At 54.8% G+C, this 22,943-nt stretch carries 15 protein-coding genes; 7 read left to right on the top strand and 8 right to left on the bottom strand.

All coding sequences use genetic code 11. From position 1 onward, the window contains the following. The 4 genes from U2W12_RS17820 to U2W12_RS17805 all read right to left on the bottom strand — a co-directional run bounded on the left by U2W12_RS17820 (position 1) and on the right by U2W12_RS17805 (position 9,028). Positions 1-2,382, bottom strand: coding sequence for a polysaccharide biosynthesis tyrosine autokinase (locus U2W12_RS17820; RefSeq protein WP_326502039.1), 2,382 nt, complete (start codon positions 2,380-2,382; stop codon positions 1-3). A 41-nt stretch (positions 2,383-2,423) separates the two neighbouring features. After that, positions 2,424-3,527: a polysaccharide biosynthesis/export family protein gene (locus U2W12_RS17815; protein ID WP_326502038.1), complete on the bottom strand. Its 1,104-nt coding sequence runs from the start codon at positions 3,525-3,527 to the stop codon at positions 2,424-2,426. A 13-nt stretch (positions 3,528-3,540) separates the two neighbouring features. Then, complete coding sequence (locus U2W12_RS17810) at positions 3,541-4,962, bottom strand: undecaprenyl-phosphate glucose phosphotransferase (RefSeq protein WP_326502037.1); 1,422 nt, start codon at positions 4,960-4,962, stop codon at positions 3,541-3,543. Positions 4,963-5,377: 415 nt separating this feature from the next. After that, entirely contained in the window at positions 5,378-9,028 is a 3,651-nt protein-coding gene (locus tag U2W12_RS17805; RefSeq protein ID WP_326502036.1) for a hypothetical protein, read from the bottom strand. Positions 9,029-9,247: 219 nt separating this feature from the next. Between U2W12_RS17805 and U2W12_RS17800 the strand changes: the two genes are divergently transcribed. Genes U2W12_RS17800 through U2W12_RS17785 form a run of 4 tightly spaced genes read left to right on the top strand, consistent with a single transcriptional unit; the run spans position 9,248 to position 13,753 of the window. Beyond that, positions 9,248-10,813: a HAMP domain-containing sensor histidine kinase gene (locus tag U2W12_RS17800; RefSeq protein WP_326502035.1), complete on the top strand. Its 1,566-nt coding sequence runs from the start codon at positions 9,248-9,250 to the stop codon at positions 10,811-10,813. Positions 10,814-10,835: 22 nt separating this feature from the next. Continuing rightward, positions 10,836-11,420: a hypothetical protein gene (locus U2W12_RS17795; protein WP_326502034.1), complete on the top strand. Its 585-nt coding sequence runs from the start codon at positions 10,836-10,838 to the stop codon at positions 11,418-11,420. 5 nt (positions 11,421-11,425) lie between these two features. Next, entirely contained in the window at positions 11,426-13,039 is a 1,614-nt protein-coding gene (locus U2W12_RS17790) for an ATP-binding protein (RefSeq protein ID WP_326502033.1), read from the top strand. A 33-nt stretch (positions 13,040-13,072) separates the two neighbouring features. After that, on the top strand, positions 13,073-13,753 hold the full coding sequence (locus U2W12_RS17785) for a response regulator transcription factor (protein ID WP_326502032.1): 681 nt from the start codon (positions 13,073-13,075) through the stop codon (positions 13,751-13,753). A gap of 414 nt (positions 13,754-14,167) precedes the next feature. Here the strand turns inward: U2W12_RS17785 and U2W12_RS17780 are convergent, their stop codons facing one another. The 4 genes from U2W12_RS17780 to miaB are packed head-to-tail and all read right to left on the bottom strand — an operon-like array spanning position 14,168 to position 17,822. Beyond that, the gene (locus U2W12_RS17780; RefSeq protein ID WP_326502031.1) at positions 14,168-15,010 is read right to left on the bottom strand and encodes a transporter associated domain-containing protein; all 843 of its coding nucleotides are present in this window, start codon (positions 15,008-15,010) and stop codon (positions 14,168-14,170) included. Further along, positions 15,007-15,510, bottom strand: coding sequence for an rRNA maturation RNase YbeY (ybeY, locus tag U2W12_RS17775; RefSeq protein ID WP_326502030.1), 504 nt, complete (start codon positions 15,508-15,510; stop codon positions 15,007-15,009). The genes U2W12_RS17780 and ybeY overlap by 4 nt, the downstream gene beginning before the upstream one ends. Further along, entirely contained in the window at positions 15,479-16,456 is a 978-nt protein-coding gene (locus U2W12_RS17770; protein WP_326502029.1) for a PhoH family protein, read from the bottom strand. The genes ybeY and U2W12_RS17770 overlap by 32 nt, the downstream gene beginning before the upstream one ends. Before the next feature lie 10 nt (positions 16,457-16,466). Further along, on the bottom strand, positions 16,467-17,822 hold the full coding sequence (gene miaB, locus U2W12_RS17765; RefSeq protein ID WP_326502055.1) for a tRNA (N6-isopentenyl adenosine(37)-C2)-methylthiotransferase MiaB: 1,356 nt from the start codon (positions 17,820-17,822) through the stop codon (positions 16,467-16,469). Between the two features lie 339 nt (positions 17,823-18,161). Between miaB and U2W12_RS17760 the strand changes: the two genes are divergently transcribed. From U2W12_RS17760 to U2W12_RS17750, 3 genes are all read left to right on the top strand, one after another. After that, complete coding sequence (locus U2W12_RS17760) at positions 18,162-20,924, top strand: Hsp70 family protein (RefSeq protein ID WP_326502054.1); 2,763 nt, start codon at positions 18,162-18,164, stop codon at positions 20,922-20,924. Positions 20,925-20,939: 15 nt separating this feature from the next. Beyond that, positions 20,940-21,290: a hypothetical protein gene (locus tag U2W12_RS17755; protein WP_326502028.1), complete on the top strand. Its 351-nt coding sequence runs from the start codon at positions 20,940-20,942 to the stop codon at positions 21,288-21,290. Between the two features lie 77 nt (positions 21,291-21,367). After that, positions 21,368-22,942 carry an MBOAT family protein gene (locus U2W12_RS17750; RefSeq protein ID WP_326502027.1) on the top strand — a complete coding sequence of 525 codons (1,575 nt, stop codon included), beginning with the start codon at positions 21,368-21,370 and terminating at the stop codon, positions 22,940-22,942. The last annotated feature ends 1 nt before the right edge of the window (position 22,943 follow it).

Raw genomic sequence — 22,943 nt, 5'->3', positions numbered from 1 at the left:
TTAAACCAGCTTCTCGTTGTCGTCATCTATGTCTTCAAAGGATGCCTCGACAGGTAGATAGTCGCGATCCTGGCGCTTGCCGAACCAGTCGCCCAGTGCTTCATATCCGGCCTGCAATACCGACTCGCTTTTGGGGTCCAAATCGTTACGCTGGTAGGCATAACCGTAATAAGGGTAATAAGAAGAGCCTTCTTTCATATCATTGATAATGAAGCCGTTAGGCTTCACGCCGACTTGTTGGAAACGCCGGAAACTGACTTCCAACTCATGCGCCGTGTAGCGGCCTTCCTTGACGACCAGGAAAGTGGCGTCGGCTAGCTTGCCGAGAATAGCAGCGTCGGTGGCGCCCAAAATCGGCGGCGAATCTATTACGATATGGTTGTAAAAGCTCTTCAATTGCTCCAGGGTTTCGGACAGCTCGCCGAGCACCAGCAATTCCGCAGGATTCAGCACCATGTTGCCCCTGGGTATCAGATCTATCCCGACCTCGGGCAGACTGACGATCACTTCGCCGAGCGTGGCATTGCCAGCCAACAGATCGGACAGTCCCGGCTGTTTGTCGATGGAAAATGTTTCATGCAGACGGCCATTGCGCATATCGGCATCGATGACCAACACCCTCTTCTTGATGCTGGCCAGTAAGGCCGACAAATTAGTGCTGACAAAAGACTTGCCCATACCCGGCGCCGGGCTGCTGATCATGATGACTTTACTGACGTTGCTCGCCATAGTCGCTTCCAAAGTGGTGCGCAAGCCTCTCAACGACTCCACAGAAATATCCAGCGGATCCTGACTTACCAGTAGATCGGATTGGCGATCCCTGCCCTGGTCAATCAGCCTCGCCAGTTTGCGCTGCTTCTTGCTATGCGGTATAGCGGCGTAAAGAGGCAGCCCCACCTGATATTCCAGCATGGCCGGATAATTGTCGTGACGTTGCAAGGAGTTCCTTAGGAACACCAAAGCCGATCCCGCGCTCAACCCGAACAGACTGGCGATGGCTAGCAACAGGCCCGGCCTTGGCCAATACGGCTTTTCCGGCGTAACGGCAAAATCGACGATGCGGGAATTACCCAACGATCCCGCCGCGGCAATGCGTTGTTCCTGGGCGCTATTCAGCAATGAGGTATAAAGTTCGGTATTGACCTGCACATCGCGCGACAGACTCACAACGCTCTGCTGAGTACGCGGCAGATCTTTGATCCGCTTGTTCAAAGCCGCCAGTTTGTTGTTGACGCGTTTGATTTGCGAGTTGGTGGCGATCATGTCCGGATGGGCGGATTCCAGACGCTGGCTTTGCTCGTCGTACTTCTGTTTGAGTTGAATGCCCAAGGTTTCCATTTCGGAAGCCTGCTTCAACAGTATTTCGGCCTCGGCGGAGATATCGACCGCACCATGTTTTTGCCGGTAAGCGCTCAAGCTTTGCTCGGCCTTTTCCAAACGTTCCTTGACAATGGGCAACTGGCTTTCAAGGAAAGCCAGTTTCTGACCGGCTTCCGCGGACTCCCAATTGACCGTCGCGTTGACATAGATAGTGGCAATGTCGTTGACCGATTTAGCGAGCCGCTCCGGATCCCGGCCTTTTAATTCGACACTGAGAATATCCGTGTCCTTGGAAACCTCTTTGACCGAAAAGGCTTTCTGCAAAGTTTCGATGGCGGCCAGCGAGGTTTTTCGCTTCACCTCGAAATGCGTGCCAGGACGCGCTTCGAGTTCGCTGAGCTTAACGGTCACCGGCGTACTCTCGCCGATGTCGGCGCTGAGGTATTGGCCTGCACCGCCTTCGGCCAGAAACTCATCCTTTGGCCCCAGTAACCGGAAACGGCCTTCCGCCAAAGCGATCAGGGTAAACTCCTTGTCCAGATAACGATCGGGCACCGTAAAAGTGTCTATCTTCAGCTTTTCGCCGCCCCAGGCCCAGCGTCCAAACCCCCACCAGGCAGTCGCGATGCCGTCATGGACGTCATGTTTGCGGGCCAGCGTTTCGCCGATGACCGGAAAATAAACCGGCGAAGATTCCACTACCAGATTGAGGTCTTCCACCACCTTACCCAGAACCGAACGGGAGCGGAGAATTTCCACTTCCCGTTGCGCTCTTGGATTTTCGGCTTCGGACGGCGAGTGATTCGCTTCGCTACGCAAATTAGCCGCGAGCAGCGCCTTGTTCTTGTCAATCCGCAACAGCGCGTCTGCCTTGTAAGTGCGCGGCGCCAGCACCAAATAGACCGTCGTCACCAACAATACGGACAATAAAGTCAACAGAATAGTCTTTCTGCCTTCGAACAGCAGGTCGACATAGTCTCGAATACTTACCCCATGCTCCTCGATCCGGGACAGACTCAAGGGCGGTAACAATGTAGCTTCGTTCTGTGAATACATTTCCATATCCCAATTAGGTGAAAATAAACTCTCTTTCTCTGACGCCATTACATCCCCATGAAGGCGGCGCGCGACATAACCGAAGTGAAAGACCCCGGTAGGATTTGGTTAAGCACACGGGACCACTGAGTGATACCCGCCGTACCCACGAAAACGGTATCGTGCGCTTGCAAGGAGAACTGGTCCGCAAGAATCAATGCATCCGGCGACTCAGCATCCAATTGAAAAATTTCCGGCTTCATCTCTCCCACTCGGATCACATAAATCTCGCCCGGACGCGAAGTATTGAAGTCAACCCCGTACGCTTCCGCGAGCGCCTGTGAGAGCGTCATTCTTTGACCATTCGCGATTTGCAGGGCCTGCTGCCGGCCGACCTCGCCCATCACGAACACTTTATTGTCCCTACGGTCCGGGATATTCAATACATCGCCATCCTTGAGCAGCAGGTTTTGGTCGGCGCCGCCTTTTTCGTATAGCTTCATAACATCGATCTTATAAAGCTTGCCATCGCGGGACAACGTTACGTTAGTCGTATCGGCTTCTTTGGTCACGCCGCCGGCGCGGCTGATGGCTTCCGCAATTGTTAAAGGCGTCTCATTCATGGACTGGATTCCCGGGTGTTCGACTTGGCCGACGACGGCGGCTCGATGGCTCTGGAAAGACAGCACACGGACATCGAGCTTGACTTTCTTGAAGTATTTGGAAAGCCCCGCGGTCAATAACTCCCGAACCTCATCGACGGTTTTCCCTCCCACCGGGACGTTGCCCACGTAGGGGTAATAAAGCGTACCGTCGTCTTGAACCATCTTGCCCGCCAAATCGGGGTTGATTTTCTCACCGCCCGGATCGTTTAGCTCTGGATGCTCCCACACCGTGATCTGCAGCCTATCGTGCGGGCCGATCTTATATGAAGTCATTGGATCATTATCAGCCGGAAGATTGCTGCCTCCCTGCTGTTTGGAATTTTCCCGATCGATAATCAAATCCGCGGTAATCGGGATGATCTTGGCTTTTTCCTTGACCAACTTGCCGTCCCTCATCGTGGGAACCTCTATATGCGACAACGGGCTGTTGGTCTTCATCTCCATGCCCGGCACCAAGGCGCACGCCGACAACAGTAAAACCGGTATCAGAGAAATTGATCTAAACATGGCAAGAGTTTCCTTAATAGGCGTTTTTATTGATAAAACCGGTTAAAACGGTTCGCAGTGCAATTTCAAGGTCGAACCAAACCGACCAATGCTGAATGTAATACAAATCGTGTTCGATGCGTCGATTCAGATCGGTGTCGCCGCGCCAGCCGTTCACTTGTGCCCAGCCGGTAATGCCGGCCTTGACCATGTGTTTTTTCATGTAGTTCGGCACCTGGTCCTTGAACACTTCGACAAAATCCGGACGTTCGGGGCGCGGCCCCACCAAGGACATGTCGCCCTTCAGCACATTGATCAGCTGCGGCAACTCGTCCAGGCTGGTTTTCCGCAAGAAACCGCCAAATCGGGTCGCCCGATTCTCGCCAGGCTTAGCCCAAACCGCGCCGGTTTTGGCTTCGGCATTCACCGGCATCGAGCGGAACTTCAACATCGTGAACTTGCGGTTATTCCAACCGACGCGTTCCTGACGATAAAACACCGGTCCGCGCGAACTCAGTTTGACGCCGATGGCGATCAACATCATCAACGGAGTGATCAACAGAAGCAGGATGAATGCCAACAATCTATCCTCAATCTCCTTGATATAACGGTTAATGCCATGCAGCGGCGAAACCGAGACATCCAGAGTCGGTATGCCGGCAACCGTGTTCAGGCTGAGGAACTTGCTTTGCTTGAAGGCAAAACAGTCTATGACCAACCGGATACTGACCGGCAAATGCCGCAGTTCATATTGAGCGCGTTCAGCCAGCGATTCGCCGGGGAACGCAACCCAGACTTCATCAATCGCTTCCTTGCTGACGATAGCGGCAAGGTCTTCCACTTTTCCAAGCCGCGGCAGCGAAAAATCGCTATCCTTAACCCTCGCCTCAGTCCGATCATCGACATATCCGATCACGTGCAGACCCGCCCAGGATGAATGGCTTAACTGGCGGCTGACCGCAACCGCCATGTGGTTTAACCCGACCAGAACAATGCGGCCTTGGGACCAGCCGTGCGCGCGCATCCATTGCAGCACGCGGGAAAGCAAGCTCCGGGCAGCCAGGACGGACACCAGTCCCAGCACCCACCAGGTGATAATCCAGCGATAACTGGAGCCAAACCAGAAATGCAGACGAATCAGGGCGACAATGGAAATTACCGATAAGATGGCGGATACCCAGGCTCTGACGATACGAGGGATTTCTCCACGCATCGCATCATTGCGCCAGGGTCGGTAAACCTGGCCGATTTCGAAAAAGATAATGGCCGCCAACACGCCCAGCGCTATCACAATCCGATAGTCCTGATCGATGACGAACTCTCTAAGCCAAAAATAATGAGAAACCCAAGCGGCGCCAATTAACATGGCTATGTCGATAAACCGCAGCAATAGGATCACCGTGTGTCCATATTGCTTGAAGAGTCCGTTGAAGATGTTACCTAAACCGAGCGGCATATTCCCTACTCCCCTATTCTGTCTGTATTCAATGATGTCCGGTAAAGCCATTGACTCTCAAAACCATCGCGACCGGCGTTACGCATAAGTCACTTCGATGGCGTCAAGCATACAGAGGCAACATGAGAGGAAACCGCAAGGTTTGATTAAAATTGGATGAAGCTTGAATTAATTTTGGATGAGGATTTATGGCGAACCCTCACGCCCGGCGTGAATATTTCGCTCAGGGAGCTGCCTAACGCGGCAGACAGACCACCTAAGGTCGTCATGCCGAAAATTGACTGGAAACTCGTTATCGATCGAGACTGCCGGGATAACCCGGCAATCTCGTGTTAATGATTGTTAATCTGATAGAACCGCAATGCGCCGGCAAAGGCGCATTGCGCACGCAACCGGGCGTTGATGCGCTGCCTGCCTATCCGCCCGTCAACCGCTCATAGTCGGCACGTGCCAACACATAAACGGGGCTGGCGGAGACGGGGATGTTCGCGTAACCCGAGGCGTCAACCCGAAGATCTTGGCGCTGTCCCACGACGTTCACCAGCACCCAGCGTTTACCGGGATCAAGCCGTAACGGCCAATCGCCGCTCGTCTCATCAGACCGCCATATCATCAAGGTTTCGCCGAAGTAGGCCGCCTGGACATCGGCGTTCTTGGTATCAACAGCTCGATAAGGCAAACCGTCGATCAAGGCGCTCGCCGTATACAGTGCTGCCTCGCCGGGCTTGTGGCCCATCGAATAATCCCAGATCCGGCCATAAGCCAAGTCGTATTCGTGGCCTATACAGAACGCCAATCCCAGATAGTCGCTGCGGCTATTGACCCAGGCGATTATTTTCGCGACCTGTTCGGCCTGCCAGCGGCGTCCGGTCAGGCCATGCATGGTCTTTGCGCCGGTCTCGCCCAACCAGAAAGGCAGCTTGTTTTTCCTGCCCAGGCTCGCGTAAGCGGCCAGCACGCCGCGCTCATCCTCGCTTTCCCCATTACCGATGGAGCCGCCGAAACGCGGCGCTTGTTGCGGGTAGGCATGCACATCCCAAGCGTCCTGATAACGATCCAGGCCCAATTGCAACACCTGTTTGAACCACGCGTCCCCGCCCGGCCGCACTAGACTGCCGCCGACATAATGGGCATCGCTGCGCGCCTTGTGCGCCTGCTCAAATTCCCACTTGGCCCGTTCCACCCAATGCGAGGGTTCGCGCAGCTTTTGCCATTCCCCCTCACGACGAATGTCGATTTCGTTGGTCGACTTGAAGAAGCGGGTAAATTCTGCAGCGGCGTTAATGAATTTTTGTCCGTCCGCAGGATTGTCGTTCAACCAAAAGCTATCGCCCGACGCATCGGCAAACAACCGCAAGTCGCGCTGCTTCGCCCGCTCCCACTGTGGCCGATACTGCGGATCGAACCCCGGATAGCTGCCGTAGCTTTGGTAAATCCCCATCCGTTCCAGCCAGGTAAAATAGCCGCCCTGTCGACGAAAGCTCTTGTCGCCTTCGGCCAGGGCGTAATAGTCGTTGTTCCAGAGTTTTTTGCGATCCAAACGCCGTTTTTGCTCGGCCGCTCCCCGAACTACCGAAAAACCGTCCGCAGGATAGTTCATAATCAACTGGCCGGCGGACGTATACAAGGACGGATAAACCGCGTAATAACCGGATTCTTTAATCTTGCCGAAATCCACTTCGACTTGCCCTGGAAACAGACCGCCAACTTCCTTTACCTCCACCTCGTTGCCGCCGTAATCCACCAGACGCAAGCGCAGTTTAGCCTGAAAACGCGGTAAAGGCGCCGGCAAACTCGTTTCCTCCAGAATCGGATGCCAGCGCATGTCCACGCCCAGTTTGAGCGAATCGCCCGGATACGGGAGATTCGCCGGAGCATCCACGAAGATCAGCGGCCGCAACCTGGCGGCGATGCTGTTAAGCTTCGGATCGGCCGAGGGATCGGTCAGTTGCGTCTTGAGCGAATCCAGCGGCCGGCCGGAGGCATCGGTAAACTTTGCGGCGAAATAAAACCTTTGCCCCTGATCATGCTGCATGACCAGCTTAACCAGCAGGCTATGCCAGCCTGGCGACAGATTCAGCGTCGCGGCTTGCGGCGCTTCGGGGCGATCCGACAACGCCGTTTCCGCCAAACCTTCGGTGGTCAGTCCGTGCAGCAGGGTTTTTAGGTGCTCCACCGCAGATGAAAATCCGGCTGGCGGATGCGGATCATCATTCAATTCGAAAGGCCGGCCATCCAGCCAACCCGTAGTTCTGATGCCGGACTGTTTGAGATGCAGCAGCGCCTGCGAGGCTTGATCGGCATGCAGGTAGAGCTGCGCATAGCCGCTGCCGCGTGACCAGCCGTAGGCATGGTCGGTGCTGGCAGCGATGTCGGCGCTGCCGTCGGCTTGTGTAGCTGCCGCCTGCCAGGCCAGCATTTTGCCGCCCATCATTTGCAGGCTGAGGTAGGGCTGGCCGGGATTCGGCCGCAACACGGTTTCGCTATCCAGCCCGACCGTCGAAAGACCTGCCAAGCCATCCTGCAATCCCCCCACCAGCCAAGTTTCCGGGATGCCGGCCTTAAGCGGTTTAGGAACATCGGCCGCGGCCGCGGTCGGTGCAGGCATCAGGCCGACTTTTTCCGGATCGGCAAGAAACCTGGCCACCTCCGCTTCGCTGCCGGGCCTCGCCAGCACCCCTAGCACAGCGTAATGATCGTCGGTCATCACCGCGGCAGGCAATGCCGGCAGGTTCAAGTCGCGGACCAGCGCATCGGCGTCCGGCCCCATCAGATACGCGACCGACAGTTTTTCATAGCGCGCGCGCACGGCATCGGCCGCCAGCCCCCGAAACAGGATGTCATTCTGTTCGCCTTGGCCGTCAAGCAGATACAGGCGGCGCTCGGCATTCGGCAAAGGCTTGGTCAAGGCCAGAAAGCGGTTTCTGGCCTGAGCTTGGTCGGCGGTCATCCAGTCGCCCAACGGCGTTTCCAGTTTCAGCAAGAAAGCGTCAAAGACCTTGGCTCTGTCGGCCTTGCCGGTGTTGTGGATTGTCAGCCAACGATCGCCTGGTAATACGGTTACGGTGACTGAAGCTTCCAACCACTGATAGTCCCAGGGCGTCGTATTGGTCAGCACGAAATCGCCGCGAATCGCCAATTGTTCGGGCTGCGCCCCTGCCCTGACGGTAAAGTTTTGTGCCACCTGGGAGACCTCGCCGCCGCTTTTGTAACGGGCGAAAATACGGTACTGCCCCGGCGTAATCGCCGGATCGAGGGCGAAACGAAAATCGGCATCCCAACTGCCGAACCCCTGGTGAAAAACCTGAACCTCATCCTTCTCGGTCAATACCGACTCGGCGCCGGAGCCCGCAGTGGCCTCGCCATGCCGAACTTGCAGCGAATTATTTTTTTCGTCAGCGGCAAAGGCGGGCGACTTGCCCAGATCCAACAGTATCAAGGGTTTATCCGCCGTGCCGCTGGCCGGCAGCACCGCTAATGGCGAAGCCAGGATAAAGGCGTCGAAAACCTTGGCGTCATGCCCCGCGCCGCTATCCGTGACCTCAATGACCGCGTCATCTGCCTTCAGGGTGATCGGCGTCTCGGCTGCTATCCAGGCGTAATCCCAACCCTTGGGTCTCATGGACAGCGTGCCGCGCAATTCCAGCCTGGAGGTATCCGGTCCGGCCCGAACTTCGAAGGTTTGCACACAGACAGCAGGGTCTCCGCCCTGCCGCCAGCGAGCCCAAAAAGTGTACGGTCCGGCCGGAAAGCCGGATCCGGACTTGAAGCGAAAACCCACTTTCCAGCTGCCGAAGCCGGGATGCAAAGAGCTGATTTCATCCTTGTCAGTGTGAATCGAAGTGTCGCCTTCATGGCCTGAGATTTCCCCGGCGAACACTCTCGTGGTCTTATCGTCAACGCCCGCCGACGGCGGCCCATTGCCCAGCTCAAGCAACAGAACGGGCCTCTCGGCGCTGCCTTGTACCGGCAATCCCGCGATGACGCCGGCATGACCAAGAGACGAGCAGGCCAGCGCAAAGAGCACCGCTTGTGCGATCAGAATAAATACGGTTAATGGCTTCATAACTTAGAAAAATTTGGATATGGAACAAACCGATACGCTCGCAAGAGGGTGAGCGCTGCGATACAAAGCGTGTATAATAGTGGATATTCTGTCGGGTTAGCCAGCAAATGCGGCTGATGAACATATGGATTTTTCGATGCCGAAATCGAATTTTCATCCAGCGCGCCATCCCAAATAGATTGTTGGAAAGGGACTTTTGACGATCAAACATGTCAAATTATGAAAGAACTGATTACCAACTTTGTTCGGGATATGTTCAGAAAGCCGGATTCGTCGAAACTTTTATCGGCATTGTCGGGGCGACTGAGTTCCCTTTTCGGCCGGATCAAATTCAAAAACAGCTTATCATTAAAATCCCTCATCCTTCTAGGATTTGTCATCGCCGTTATCCCTCTGTTTCTAGCCGTGCTGTACGCGGCTTTCGGCATGCGCGAGACCTCGGCTTTGGGCAGAACCATTAACTCGCAGATCTTCGAACAAACTAAAACCGTACGCCTGGTTTTGCAAAAGACTGCCGATATTGAACGCAAAGCCAGACTATTCATTTTGCTGTCGGACCCGGCCCTACGCCAGCCGTATGAACGGCAATCGTATGAAACGGCGCGGGCATCGTTCAAACAAGCCTTGGACGCCCTGCTCAAGCTCAATGTGGCAAACAAAATCGCTCTGCTGGTCAACGAATTAGCCGAAAAAGAAAAACTGATTTATCAGCAGATCATCGGCTCGATGATCGACAGTAACCCTCCCTTGCCGGTCGATGAGGCGTTCCAGGGGCTGCGCGAGGCTTCCAACACCCTGTCACGCGAATTCGAGAGTCACGTCGATCATGAGTTCACCGAATTGCGTCTGCAGTCGGAATCCCTGGAACAGGGTCTGTTAACCAAGGCCGCGGTCCTGTTATTCATCTCATTCGTTTTCATCGCAGCGCTGCTGGTCGTCCTGTCGCGCTCCCTGCGCCAACTGGATGCATCTATCCGTCAGTTAGGATCAGGAGAACTCGAACACCCGATCAGCGTAACTGGCCCTGCGGATCTGCGCTATCTGGGCGACCGTCTGGAATGGCTGCGCACGCATTTAAAAGAACTGGAGGTTTCGAAACAACAGTTCATGCAAAACGTGGCCCGCGAAATCGAACTGCCGTTAGCGAGTATACGCGAAGGCGCCGAACACCTCGTGAACGAGGCGGATAAAGAAGCCGATAGCGCACAACAGACTCTCGCACTGAATCTGAGCACCAATGTTGAAAAGCTGAAAACGGTGTCCGACGAATTGCTTCGTTACAGTCAAATCAGCATAAAACCGGAAATGAACCGCAAGCAAACCATCAATATGAAGGACTTGCTTGAATCGGTCATCAAAGATTTTGAAATGTCGCTTCAAGCCAAATCGATTACGCTGAAAAAACTGGTCAGGCCAGTCGAAATTTCCGGCATTCACGAACAGTTGCGAAACATTATCGAAGAGTTGATGTCGAATGCGGTGAAATATTCACCCCCGGGCGGCGAAATACGCATCATGCTTCGCGATGCAGGCACCCAGATGGAATTGGAAATCGAAGATGAGGGCCCGGGTATTGAACCCGACGAACGTTCGCAGGTATTCGAACCTTTTTTCCGCGGCAAGGACGCCGAAGGCGGCGATCATGCCGAGGGAACCGGCCTGGGGCTGGCTATCGTCAAAGAATATGTCGCCAACCACCAGGGTAAAGTCGAGGTGATCGACTCAAGACAAGATCAACAGGGAGCCCGCATCCGCGTTCAAATACCGCTGACCGGAGAAGCCTGAACAATACGGAACCACTATCTCTATGTTTTCATTATTTTCTATTCGCCGCATCAACTTAATACTCAGCCTATTGCTGCTGACCGGATGCTATCATTATAATTCCAGCTGGAACGCTTTTTCACCCACCTATTACAACGACCCCTATTCACAGCCGGACTTTGATGAACTGCTCGGTTTCGGAGCGACCCTGGCCAACATCCCCCCCTCTTCACGTGCCGAGACATGCCGCACGTTATTGAAACGCCAAAAAGATTCTCGCTATCCCGAACCGGGAATTCAGTTGCACCTGATGGCAGGCCGCTTGCTTTCCGATGCCTGTGGCGACATTCCGAGAATTCTGAATGCCGTTGGCGCTATCCCACCGCGACAGTTGTCCGATGATCGGACACGGAAACTTGTCGCCATTTACACCGAAGCCTTAAAACGTTTGAACAACCAGTCGAGAAGACTCGGCTCCGTGGAACGCATACATAAAACGGTGCCGAACGGACTCGAACCGAAAGAAACAACCGGATCAAAGACCGATGAAAACCGTCTTTTGAGAGAAAAACTGGAAGCCATCCGCTCTATGGAAAAACAAATGGATCAGAGCAGCGGTACAAACTAGAACGCATGTTTCGTTTCCGTTTGGCGATTGCGATCGCCGTTTCTTTCGGCTTTGTTTTGTTTTTAGGAGTCGCACTGTATTGGGGATCAAACCAGGTTGCCCGCCATTTTCAGCGCAGCCAAACAGCCTATGAAGCCTTTGACCATTATGAGCGCTTGTCCCAGGAAGCCTATCGCCATTTCAAACAACGCATGGACAGACTGATCACCGCAAATCCGAGCGCTGAAGCCGGCGTGGCATCTTCCAGGCAGCGGCTCTACGAAGCGATGCAGGTGCTTAGAAACACCGCGGTAATGACGACAAATGCTGACAGTCAGGTTGTCAATGAACCGGCCCAAACCGCCGAACTGGGAAGAGTTGCCCATTTCACCGCCTTTCTGGATGCCAGCGAATACCGCTTCGACGAAGTCGAACGCCTGCGTCAGCAGGGTAAGCTCGAAATAGCGGTTCAGGCACTTTCGAAATTCTCGGAAGAAGAAATCGACGGAAAATTCCAGCCACTAATCGATGCCGCGATCGGCGCGGAACGTGAAAAGGCTGGCAAGGCAAAGCGGGAACTGGAAAATCTGGTGGCGCAGTCGCGTTGGATCGCCATTCTGGCATCGTTGCTTGCAGCGCTTTTCAGCCTTACGTCCGGCGTATTACTGCTTCGCGGCGTCAGGAAGCCTATTGAAGCATTGATGAAGGGTACCGGCGAAATCGCTGCCGGCAATCTTGATTATCGCATCGATCTCGATAGCCGCGATGAATTCGCCTATCTTGCCAGCCACTTCAATCAAATGGCGCAAGAACTGAAAGTTCAGCAAGATAAACTCCGTGAGGGGCGTGCCGTGCTGGAAAAAAGAGTGGCCGAACGGACCTTCGAACTCAATCGCCTGAATGAAGAATTAAAAAGCATGGATATTGCGCGGCGGGAGTTTTTAGCCGACATCAGCCACGAGTTGCGCACGCCGATTACTGTGATACGCGGGGAAGCCGAAGTGACCCTGCGCGGACAGGAACGCGAGGCTGACGAGTATAAAGACGCTTTACAACGCATCGTCGAACTGTCGATGCAATTGGGGAAATACGTCAACGACCTAATGTTTCTGGCCCGTACCGAAACCGCCAACCTCCAATTTGAATGGGATAGCGTGGACCTGTCCGAACTCGTGGCCAGCGTCGTCGAGGATTTTCAGGTGATGGCCGAGGAAAAGACGATTTCGGTTGCTCTGGAGGCCCCCACCGGCCCCGTCAGGGTGCGCGGCGACAAACAACGGCTTCGACAGGTGCTCTTCATTTTAGGCGACAATGCCTGCCGCTATTCGAATCCTGGAGGACACATTACTGTCGCCTTAGGGATGTGCGAAAACGAAGCCAGTTTCAGCCTCACGGATCAGGGCATAGGCATCCCCGCCCAAGATTTGGAGCGAATTTTCAATCGCCACTTCCGTAGCCAGAATGCCCTCCGTTCACGGGAGGATGGCACGGGCCTGGGCTTACCGATGGCCAAGTCAATCCTAAAGGCTCACGGCGGACGCATCACAGTAACCAGCGTAGAACACGCCGGCTCAACATTTACTGTAACTCTACCCCTGTTTTCGCCCGGGCCGGATGACTATCCAGTCAATGCGTCATAACTTAATTCCAACCATTTTATAGGTATCGCCTACATGCGAGTTCTGCTAGCAGAAGACGATGAGCGAATTGTCGATTTTATTCAGCGCGGGCTGAAAGCCGAAGGCTATGCCATAGAGGTGGCCCATAGCGGGCCGGAAGCCATAGCGCTGGGTACCAAGGGTCAGTTTCAGGTCATCATTCTGGATTTGGGCTTGCCCGTCCTCAATGGCCGACAGATTTGCGAGCACTTGCGCAGCAATGGCGTCGACACCCCAATTCTGATGTTGACGGCCAGAGATACTGTGCAGGATAAGGTGGCCGGCTTGCGCTCCGGCGCCGATGATTATATGACCAAACCCTTCGCATTTGAGGAACTGTTGGCCAGAATCGAGGCACTGATGCGTCGCCGGGGCGGCGAGATCAAAACAGAAATCAAGGAATTGCGGATAGCCGACCTGGTATTGAACGGGGAAACGCACGAAGTGAGGCGGGGCGACACAGTTATCGATCTAACGCCGAAGGAATTTGCTTTATTGGAATGCCTGATGCGTATGCAGGGCAAGGTGTTGAGCCGTACCCGAATTATTGAACAAGTCTGGGGCTATAGCGCCGATCCCTTGACTAATGTGGTGGATGTCTATATTCGCCAGCTGAGACGAAAAATCGATGATGATTTTGATCTAAAATTGCTCAAAACTGTACGTGGATTCGGCTACAAACTGGATGCCTCCTAGGTTCTGCCGACATTTTGTAATCATCCTACAACTTTGCTGTCGATTTTGGACGAAGATGCGTTATAAACCGAGTTGAACTACACTTCGGCGGAGATACTGTACGCCCTGCTGCCGGATCAAGGCCGGGTCCAGATTGGGCCAAAAGAAAAATGTCGCGTTTTACTGAACTCTGCGTACCGGATTTTGCGATATGCGGTGCGCGATGGCGTATATTGCCGACTCCATTGCGCAAATGGAATTCTGTTTTTAAACGCTTCTCCGCGCCGGCGCCATTCAAACCTTGCTCGGCGCTGCCAGGCTTAATGGTCTAAACCCCGCTGTTCGGATAACCGAGTCGCAGGAACATTGTCGGCCTCGCCCACTGAACAGCTTACACGGTAGCGTTGGACGCTTGTGATGGTACCCGCGGCGGACTCAATCCAGAATCTTCAGCTTGAGCAACTGCACGCGCCGGGTATCGGCCCTGACCACCTCAAAGCGCATATTATCGACGGTCAGATTTTCGCCCTTCTTCGGCATATGTTCGAGTTCGTTGACGATAAAGCCGCCGACAGTGTCGTACTCATCGGTCGCCAGATGCGTATTGAAATACTCGTCAAATTCCTCGATCGGCGTCAGCGCCTTGACCATGAACTCTTTTTCATTGCGCTGCAGGATGTAGCTTTCGTCTTCTTGCTCGTCGTGCTCGTCCTCGATCTCGCCAACGATCTGTTCCAGCACGTCCTCGATCGTGACCAAGCCCGCCGCCTGGCCGTATTCATCGACCACGATCGCCATGTGGTTGCCCTTGGTGCGAAGTTCTTTCAACAGTACATTCAAGCGCTTGCTTTCCGGCACCAGAATGACCGGACGCATGATTTGCTCGACTTTCAGCTGCTTGTTTTCGAGTGAATGCGCAAACAGATCCTTAACCAACAAGACGCCGACCACTTTGCTGCGATCTTCTTCGATAACCGGGTAGCGCGAATGGCCGAATTGGGTAACCAATGGAAACAAGGTATCGAGCTCCGCATCCTTCGGTACCACGACCATCTGTATGCGCGGAATCATGATATCCCTGACCCGCAGTTGCGATACCTGCAATGCGCCTTCGATCATGCTCAAGGCGTCGGTATCGAGTAAGTGATTTTCCCTGGCATCGCGGAGAATTTCCAACAGATCATCCAGGTCCTGAGGCTCCCCGCTCAGCAGCTGGCCGATTTTTTCGATCCAGCTTTTCTGCGAGGAGTGCCTACTCGGGGGTTGCCCTTCACTCATTCGTGTATGACCTCTATATAAGGGTTTTCTATATGCAATTTTTTTAGAATCGCGATTTCTTTCGTTTCCATTTCTTCGGCTTCACTCTCTTCGATATGATCATAGCCCAATAAATGCAAAAGGCCGTGAATGATCATATGCGCCCAGTGATCCAAAAGCGGTTTGTGCTGTTCCAAGGCTTCCCTCTCGACCACCGGGGCGCAGACGACCAGATCGCCGAGCAGAGCGGCTTCCCCGCTTTCGGCCTCGTCCAGACCTTCCGGCCATTCGAACGGAAAGCTCAGTACATTAGTCGGGCCTTGCTTGTGCCGGTATTGCAAATTCAGTTCGGCGCTTTCCTGTTCACCGACGATACGAATCACGCAGGCACAACTCTGGCCGCTTTCTTCCAAGGCCGTATCGATCCACTTGACAACCTGCCGACGGTCGGGCTGGCCCGGCGATTTGAATACGCGCTGAATGTCGACGTTATGACTTGGGCGCTTTGGCGGTTTTATCATAGGCTTCATAGGCGGAAACAATGCGCTGCACCAAAGGATGCCTGACCACATCGCGAACGCCGAAATAAGTAAAGCTTATGCCTTCGACATCTTTCAACACGTCCAGTACTTGCCGTAAACCGGACATTTTTTCGGAAGGCAAATCGATCTGCGTTAAATCGCCGGTCACCACCGCGGTCGAACCGAAGCCGACCCGGGTCAAAAACATCTTGATCTGTTCGGTGGTGGTGTTTTGCGCTTCGTCGAGGATGATGAACGCATCGTTCAAGGTCCGTCCGCGCATGAACGCGAGCGGCGCCACCTCGATGATGCCGCGCTCCATCATTTTCTCGACGCGCTCGAAGCCGAGCATTTCGTACAATGCATCATACAACGGACGCAGATAGGGATCGACTTTTTGCGCCATGTCGCCCGGCAGAAAACCGAGTTTTTCACCCGCTTCGACCGCCGGACGCACCAGGATTATCTTACTGACCTTTTCGTTCTGCAACGCCTCGATCGCGCAGGCGACCGCCAGATAAGTCTTGCCGGTGCCGGCGGGGCCGACGCCGAAATTGATGTCATGGCTGACGATCTTCCGGAGGTAATCCTGCTGGTTGACGCCCCGCCCCCGAATCAGACCGCGTTTAGTCTTGATCGCGATGATCGGCTGGCTCGGTTCCTCAGGCGCCGACAGGATCGCATCAATCGACGCATCCTGCATCGCCAGATGGATCGCTTCGGAGGTCAGAATTTCCTTTTCGGTTGTTTCAAACAGTTTGTGCATTAGCGCACAGGCGGCCTTGACCGATGTATCGACGCCGGTCACTTTGAATTGATTGCCGCGATTCGAAATTTCGACTTGCAGACGCGCCTCGATCTGACGCAAATGTTGATCGAGTTGCCCGCATAAATTGGCTAGCCGGACATTGTCGTCCGGCATCAGGAGCAGTTCCTGGACTGTCATGGATACTAAATCAGCTGTTGGCGACGATTTTATCGATACTGGAATCAACGATCCGGCCTCTAAGCGAATTCGGTAGCGCCTCGGTAATCAGCACATCGACAAACTGTCCGGCCAGCCGCGGATGCCCGATAAAATTGACGACCCGGTTGTTTTCGGTGCGACCCTGCATCTGCAAGGGGTTCTTTTTCGATTTGCCTTCGACCAGCACGGTCTGTACGGTGTTGATCATGCTAAGCGCAATCGCGGCCGCATTTTGATTGATGCGGTTCTGGAATCGCTCCAGACGTTGTTTTTTGACTTCCATCGGCACATCATCGGGCAAATCGGCCGCCGGCGTGCCGGGGCGCGCGCTATAGATGAAGCTGAACGACAGATCGAAGCCGATCTCATCGACCAGCGCCAGCGTATCAGCGAAATCCTGCTCGCTTTCGCCAGGAAAACCGATGATAAAATCGGAAGACAAATAAATGTTCGGACGCACCTCTCTGAGCTTCCGAATCTTTTCGATATAGTCTGCACGCGTATGTCCACGCTTCATCATTTTCAGAATATGATCGCTGCCTGATTGTACCGGCAGATGCAGATGATCGACCAGCGCCGGAATTTCGGCAAACGCTTCGATCAGGCTGTCTGTAAATTCGACCGGGTGCGAGGTAGTAAAACGAATCCGGTCGATGCCGTCGATAGCGGCCACGTGATGCAGCAGCAACGCGAAATCGGCAATATCGCCATCATCCATTTGGCCGCGGTAGGCATTCACGTTTTGGCCGAGCAGATTGACTTCGCGCACGCCTTGTTTGGCCAAGGTAGCGATTTCGGCAATCACGTCGTTAAGCGGACGGCTGATTTCCTCGCCGCGGGTATAAGGCACCACACAAAAGGTACAGTATTTGCTGCATCCTTCCATCACCGAGACAAACGCCTTCGGCCCTTCGGCGCGCGGTTCGGGAAGCGCATCGAATTTTTCGATTTCGGGGAAAGAAATATCGACAACCGGTTTGTGTTTATTGCGAACCTGATCGAGCAATTGCGGTAAACGGTGCAGAGTTTGCGGGCCGAACACGATATCGACAAACGGCGCGCGCTTTTGAATCGCGTCGCCTTCCTGACTTGCCACGCAGCCGCCGACACCGATCACGACTTCGGGACGTTTTTCTTTCAGGATGCGCCACTGACCCAGCGCGGAAAACACCTTTTCCTGAGCCCTTTCGCGGATCGAGCAGGTATTCAACAACAGGACGTCTGCCTGTTTAGGGTCGTCCGTCAATTCAAAACCATGTGAAGCGTGCAGCACATCCCGCATTTTGTCGGAATCGTACTCGTTCATCTGGCAACCGTTGGTTTGAATATAAAGCTTTTGCGTCATATTGTTGAAATCATTTAACATCGCTAAGACTATGTTCTCAAAAGAAATAACCCGCGAGATGAAATAATGCTCAAAGCCTCCAATGTATCAATGACTATGCTCAGGGCGATTATCGAGAACCCTATGGGGTTGATATTATACCCTGAATCCCGGCTAAACAAAGAATCGACCGGCAATTTTCTTTTTTATTTTCAAGGAATTTTTGCGGTTTCTATTGCTTGGATGCGGATATTGCCTGATCAACGCCACTTTAAATAGGTTAAAATAGCGGGCTTTCCTTAGGATACAACATGCGCAGCCCTACCCACTTTGGCATACCATTACAATAACAAAATCAACGTGCAAAAGCCTTCTCCCCAATATCTCGTCGGCATCGATCTCGGCACGACCCATACCGTGGTCGCTTACGCGAAAATCGGCGAAACGCCCGCCCCAATTCAGATCTTCGAAATCGAACAATTAACTGCTCCGGGACAGGTTGCGGCTAGAAGCTTGTTGCCCTCGGTGCGGTATCATCCGGCCGACGGCGAACTGGCCTTGGCGGATATCGTATTCACCGCCGAAGCAGACAGCGCGGTAATCGGAGAAGCCGCTCGCATGCTTGGGGCCAAAACCAAGGGCCGCTTGGTCGCGAGCGCAAAAAGCTGGTTGTCGCATCCCTCTGTCGACCACAACGCCGACATTCTGCCCTGGGGCGGCGGAGAAGATGTAAACAAGGTGTCGCCTATCAGCGCAAGCGCGAGCTATCTGGCGCATGTCCGTAAGGTTTGGGGCCATCGCTTTCCGGAGGCTCCGCTCAAGGATCAAGACATTGTAGTTACGGTGCCGGCCTCGTTCGACGAAGCTGCGCGCTCCTTGACGCTGGAGGCGGCGCGTCGCGCCGGCCTGCCGCAGATCCGTCTGCTCGAAGAACCGCAGGCAGTCTGCTATGACTGGCTGCGGCGCAATGCCGGCAACATCGGCGGCTTGCTCGCCGACGTACATTTGTTACTGGTCTGCGATGTCGGCGGCGGCACCACCGACCTGACTCTGATCAAGGTCGAACACGGAGGCCCGGAACCGAAGCTGACCCGGATCGGCGTCGGCGACCACCTGATGCTCGGCGGCGACAATATCGACTTGGCGCTCGCGCATCTGGCCGAAAGCCGTCTGCTAGGCGGCGAACAGCGCCTGTCCGCGGCCGAATTGTCGCAATTGCTCGAACAATGCCGAATCGCCAAAGAACGCCTGCTGGCTGACGACGCGCCCGAACAGGTCAATGTAACGCTGCTCGGCGGCGGCTCGAAACTGATCGGCGGTTCGCGCGTCGCCACCCTAAGCCGCGAGGAAGTGAGGACGATCGCGCTGGACGGTTTTTTTCCGTTATCCGGACGCGACGACCTGCCCGACCGCAAACGCAGCGGTGTCGTCGAATTCGGCCTGCCCTATGCAGCCGAACCTGCGGTCAGCAAACATATCGCCGCATTCTTGAAGCTTCATGAAAGCGCCGCGCGCGAAGCCACGCGCGGCCAGGGCAGCGCGCCCGACGCGCTGCTGGTAAACGGCGGCGTGTTCCGCAGCCAGACCTTGAGCCGGCGCATCGAGGAATTGTGCAAATCCTGGAACGCCGGCAAACTGACCGTACTCGAAAACCGCCACCCCGAACTCGCGGTCGCCTTCGGCGCGGTCAGTTACGCACTGGCCCGGCGGGAGAAAAAACTCAAAATCGGCGGTGGCGCCGCACGCAGCTATTTCCTGCTGATCGACACCGGATCGAAGGCAGAGCAGCAGCAAGGCGTCTGCATCCTGCCGAAAGGCAGCGAGGAAGGCGACGAAGTGATCCTGAAAGACCGCCGCTTCGCGCTGCGCCTTGGCATGCCGGTGCGCTTCCATCTGTGTTCGATGTCCGGCGATACACCCTATAAGCCCGGCGATATTGCCGACATCACCGAGCACTTTCATTCCCTGCCGCCGCTCGCCGCCGCCTTCGAGAGCGAAGACAGCGGGCATGGCGGCGAGGTTGTCGTGGAGTTAGCGGTCACCCAGACCGAGATCGGCACCTTAAAAATCGAATGCGTCTCGGTGGATGACAGCAGCCGGCGCTGGAATGTTGAATTCCAGATTCGCGCCCGCAGCCAATCGTCCCTAGCCGCGGATACTTCGCTGCCGCCGCAATTCGGCAAGGCGATCGAGCAAATCCAGGTCGTGTTCGGCTCGAAATCGAAAGCGGTCGACCCGAAAGCGGTCAAAAACCTGCGCGCCGATCTGGAAAAAACCCTCGGAGAAACGCGCGACGAATGGCAAACTCCGCTGCTCCGCTCCCTGTTTGCCGAATTGCTCGAAGGCGCCAAATTTCGCCGGCGTTCGGAACACCATGAACGGGTCTGGCTCAGCCTGACCGGCTTCTGCCTGCGCCCCGGCTTCGGCTTTGCGCTGGACGACTGGCGCGTCGAGCAGCTGTGGAAGCTGTATCCGCACGGCATCCAGTTCGTCAACGAAATCCAGAACTGGGCCGAATGGTGGACCTTGTGGCGGCGCATCGCCGGCGGCCTGAACGAAGCCGCGCAGGAACAGATTTTTGAGGACATCGCCAAGTACATCAATCCGGCCGCCGCGCGGCAGGCCGGCGTCGCCAAGCAGTTGAAGGCGCGCAGCTTCGATGACATCGTGCGCCTCGCGGCCGTGCTCGAGCGCCTGCCGGTCGCAAAAAAAATCCAGCTCGGCGACTGGCTGCTGAATCGCCTGCAAAAACCCGGCGAATCGAACCAGACCTGGTGGGCGGTCGGCCGCATCGGCGCCCGCATGCCGTTCCACGGCAGCAGCCATAATGTGATTCCGCCTGAAACCGCGGGCCTGTGGCTGCGGCAAATCGCGGAGGCCGACTGGAAAAAAATCCCGCAGGCCGGCTTCGCGGCGACCCTGATCTCAAGGATGAGCGGCGACCGCGCCCGCGATGTCGAGGACGAGGCGCGCCGTCAGGTCGTCGAAAAACTCAGGCTCACGAAGGCGCCGGCCGCCTGGATCGACCTGGTAGAAAACTACAAGGAACTCGATGAAAAAGAAGAACGGCAGATATTCGGCGAAGCGCTGCCGCCGGGCCTGAAATTGATCAACAAAAATTAGGGAAAACACCGCACTATGAAACTGATCGGCTTTATTTTATTTATTGGACTGATCCTGCTTTACTTTCTGGCCGCCGCATTCAAACTGGACATGCTGACGCTGGAAATGCTGAGTCATATCGCCATCCGTTTTTTGATTGGCTTCATGATCCTCGGCATCGGCGTGCTCTATGAGCATGTTATCCGCTTCAAAAGCTCGGTGTTCATCATTCTGACGCTGGTATTGGGCGATGATATTTTCGACTACTATCGGAACGTGAACAGCTTTACCCCTGAAGTGATCCTGCTCGGCATTTATATGCTGCTGTGGGGAGCATTGACGGGTTATGTCGCGATGCGGCTGATAAAAAATCGTCAATCGGAATGAAAGCTGCCCGATTGATCATTGCAGGTAAAATCCGCCCGCCCAGTCAAACGACTCGCCTCTGATCCACGCGCCCGCGCATGCTATTTAATTCCTATGTTTTCATTTTCGCCTATCTCCCGATTGTCTTTTTCGGCTATTTCAGCCTAGGGCGCTACAGCCACAAACTTGCGGCCGCATGGCTGGCGTTGGCATCGATTTTTTTTTACGGCTGGTGGGACGCACGTTTTACCGCTTTGCTGCTGGGTTCGATCGCGGTGAATTACAGTGCCGGCTATGCGATTGCCCAGCGGTTGTTTATTCGCCCCAAATTGCTGCTGATCCTGGCCGTCTCGTTCAATTTGCTGTTGCTCGGTTATTTTAAATATTTCAATTTTTTTATCGACAATCTGAATCAACTGGCCGGCGCGGGTTTTGAAAACACGCCGATACTGTTGCCGCTGGGCATTTCGTTTTTCACCTTCACCCAAATCGCTTTTCTGGTCGACAGCTACCAAGGCAAGGCCCATGAATACAACCTTATCCATTACACGCTGTTCGTGACCTACTTTCCACACCTGATCGCAGGTCCCGTCCTGCACCACAAGGAAATGATGCCGCAGTTCGCCGAGAGCTCCAGCGGCAAAATCGATGCCGGCAATGTCGCGATCGGCACCAGCATCTTCATCATCGCGCTGGCTAAAAAAATATTACTCGCCGACTCGCTCGCGGAGTTCGCCACGCCGATATTCGCCGCAGTTCATGCGGGCGGACATCCGATGCTGATCGAGGCCTGGATAGCCGCCCTGTCCTACACGCTGCAACTCTATTTCGACTTTTCGGCTTATTCCGAGATGGCGATCGGGCTCTCGTTAATGTTCAACGTCCGCCTGCCGATCAATTTCGATTCGCCCTACAAGTCCACCAGCATCATCGAATTCTGGCGGCGCTGGCACATGACCTTGTCGCGCTTCCTGCGCGACTATCTCTATATCCCATTGGGCGGAAACCGCAAAGGCACGATACGCCGGCATGCGAATCTGATCGCCACCATGCTGCTGGGCGGACTCTGGCACGGTGCGGGCTGGCCTTTTGTGATCTGGGGAGGATTACACGGCTGTTACCTGATGATCAATCATGTCTGGCTTGAGTTCAAAAAACGCAGGGGCTGGACAAAGGGTGGAAAAATCGCACAATTTTTGGCGGGGTTGCTGACTTTTACCGCGGTGGTCGTCGGCTGGGTCTTTTTCCGGGCGGAAACCTTACACGATGCGATCGACATGCTGCGCGGCATGGCCGGCATGAACGGCTGCGCGCTGTCCAGAAAATTGGCCGATTCCACTATGGAGAGCCTGTTGAGACCGCTCGACATACATTTCATCGGCACTTTACCGTTGACCGAACTGGATTCCGGGAATGCATTCAAAATCGTGCTCCCTTCTCTGCTGATCATCTTTTACTTGCCCAATCTGCAGCAATCCTTCGCGGCATACCGGCCGGCACTGCCGATCACCGATGCGCCGGCCGAACAAGAAAAACTCCCGCCAAGCGGACGCCTCGCATCGATTTGCCGTTGGCGGCCCATGCCAGCCCATGCCTGGGGCCTCGGGCTGTTATTCGTTTACACGCTGTTGCACTTTACGAAAGTCAGCGAATTCCTTTATTTCAGGTTTTGAC

Source organism: Methylomicrobium sp. Wu6 (assembly GCF_035916875.1).
Lineage (GTDB): Bacteria > Pseudomonadota > Gammaproteobacteria > Methylococcales > Methylomonadaceae > Methylomicrobium.
The sequence above is the reverse complement of the archived record's forward strand: the minus strand, read 5'-3'. Positions and strand labels throughout refer to the sequence as shown.

What these genes read in the sequence shown, in the direction of transcription:
- U2W12_RS17755 (WP_326502028.1), top strand. Translation starts at nt 20,940, where the DNA reads ATGAAACTGATCGGCTTTATTTTATTTATTGGACTGATCCTGCTTTAC.
- U2W12_RS17805 (WP_326502036.1), bottom strand. Translation starts at nt 9,028, where the DNA reads ATGAAGCCATTAACCGTATTTATTCTGATCGCACAAGCGGTGCTCTTT.
- ybeY (WP_326502030.1), bottom strand. Translation starts at nt 15,510, where the DNA reads ATGATAAAACCGCCAAAGCGCCCAAGTCATAACGTCGACATTCAGCGC.
- U2W12_RS17785 (WP_326502032.1), top strand. Translation starts at nt 13,073, where the DNA reads ATGCGAGTTCTGCTAGCAGAAGACGATGAGCGAATTGTCGATTTTATT.
- U2W12_RS17810 (WP_326502037.1), bottom strand. Translation starts at nt 4,962, where the DNA reads ATGCCGCTCGGTTTAGGTAACATCTTCAACGGACTCTTCAAGCAATAT.
- U2W12_RS17770 (WP_326502029.1), bottom strand. Translation starts at nt 16,456, where the DNA reads ATGACAGTCCAGGAACTGCTCCTGATGCCGGACGACAATGTCCGGCTA.
- U2W12_RS17820 (WP_326502039.1), bottom strand. Translation starts at nt 2,382, where the DNA reads ATGGAAATGTATTCACAGAACGAAGCTACATTGTTACCGCCCTTGAGT.
- U2W12_RS17800 (WP_326502035.1), top strand. Translation starts at nt 9,248, where the DNA reads ATGAAAGAACTGATTACCAACTTTGTTCGGGATATGTTCAGAAAGCCG.
- U2W12_RS17750 (WP_326502027.1), top strand. Translation starts at nt 21,368, where the DNA reads ATGCTATTTAATTCCTATGTTTTCATTTTCGCCTATCTCCCGATTGTC.
- U2W12_RS17815 (WP_326502038.1), bottom strand. Translation starts at nt 3,527, where the DNA reads ATGTTTAGATCAATTTCTCTGATACCGGTTTTACTGTTGTCGGCGTGC.
- U2W12_RS17780 (WP_326502031.1), bottom strand. Translation starts at nt 15,010, where the DNA reads ATGAGTGAAGGGCAACCCCCGAGTAGGCACTCCTCGCAGAAAAGCTGG.
- miaB (WP_326502055.1), bottom strand. Translation starts at nt 17,822, where the DNA reads ATGACGCAAAAGCTTTATATTCAAACCAACGGTTGCCAGATGAACGAG.
- U2W12_RS17795 (WP_326502034.1), top strand. Translation starts at nt 10,836, where the DNA reads ATGTTTTCATTATTTTCTATTCGCCGCATCAACTTAATACTCAGCCTA.
- U2W12_RS17790 (WP_326502033.1), top strand. Translation starts at nt 11,426, where the DNA reads ATGTTTCGTTTCCGTTTGGCGATTGCGATCGCCGTTTCTTTCGGCTTT.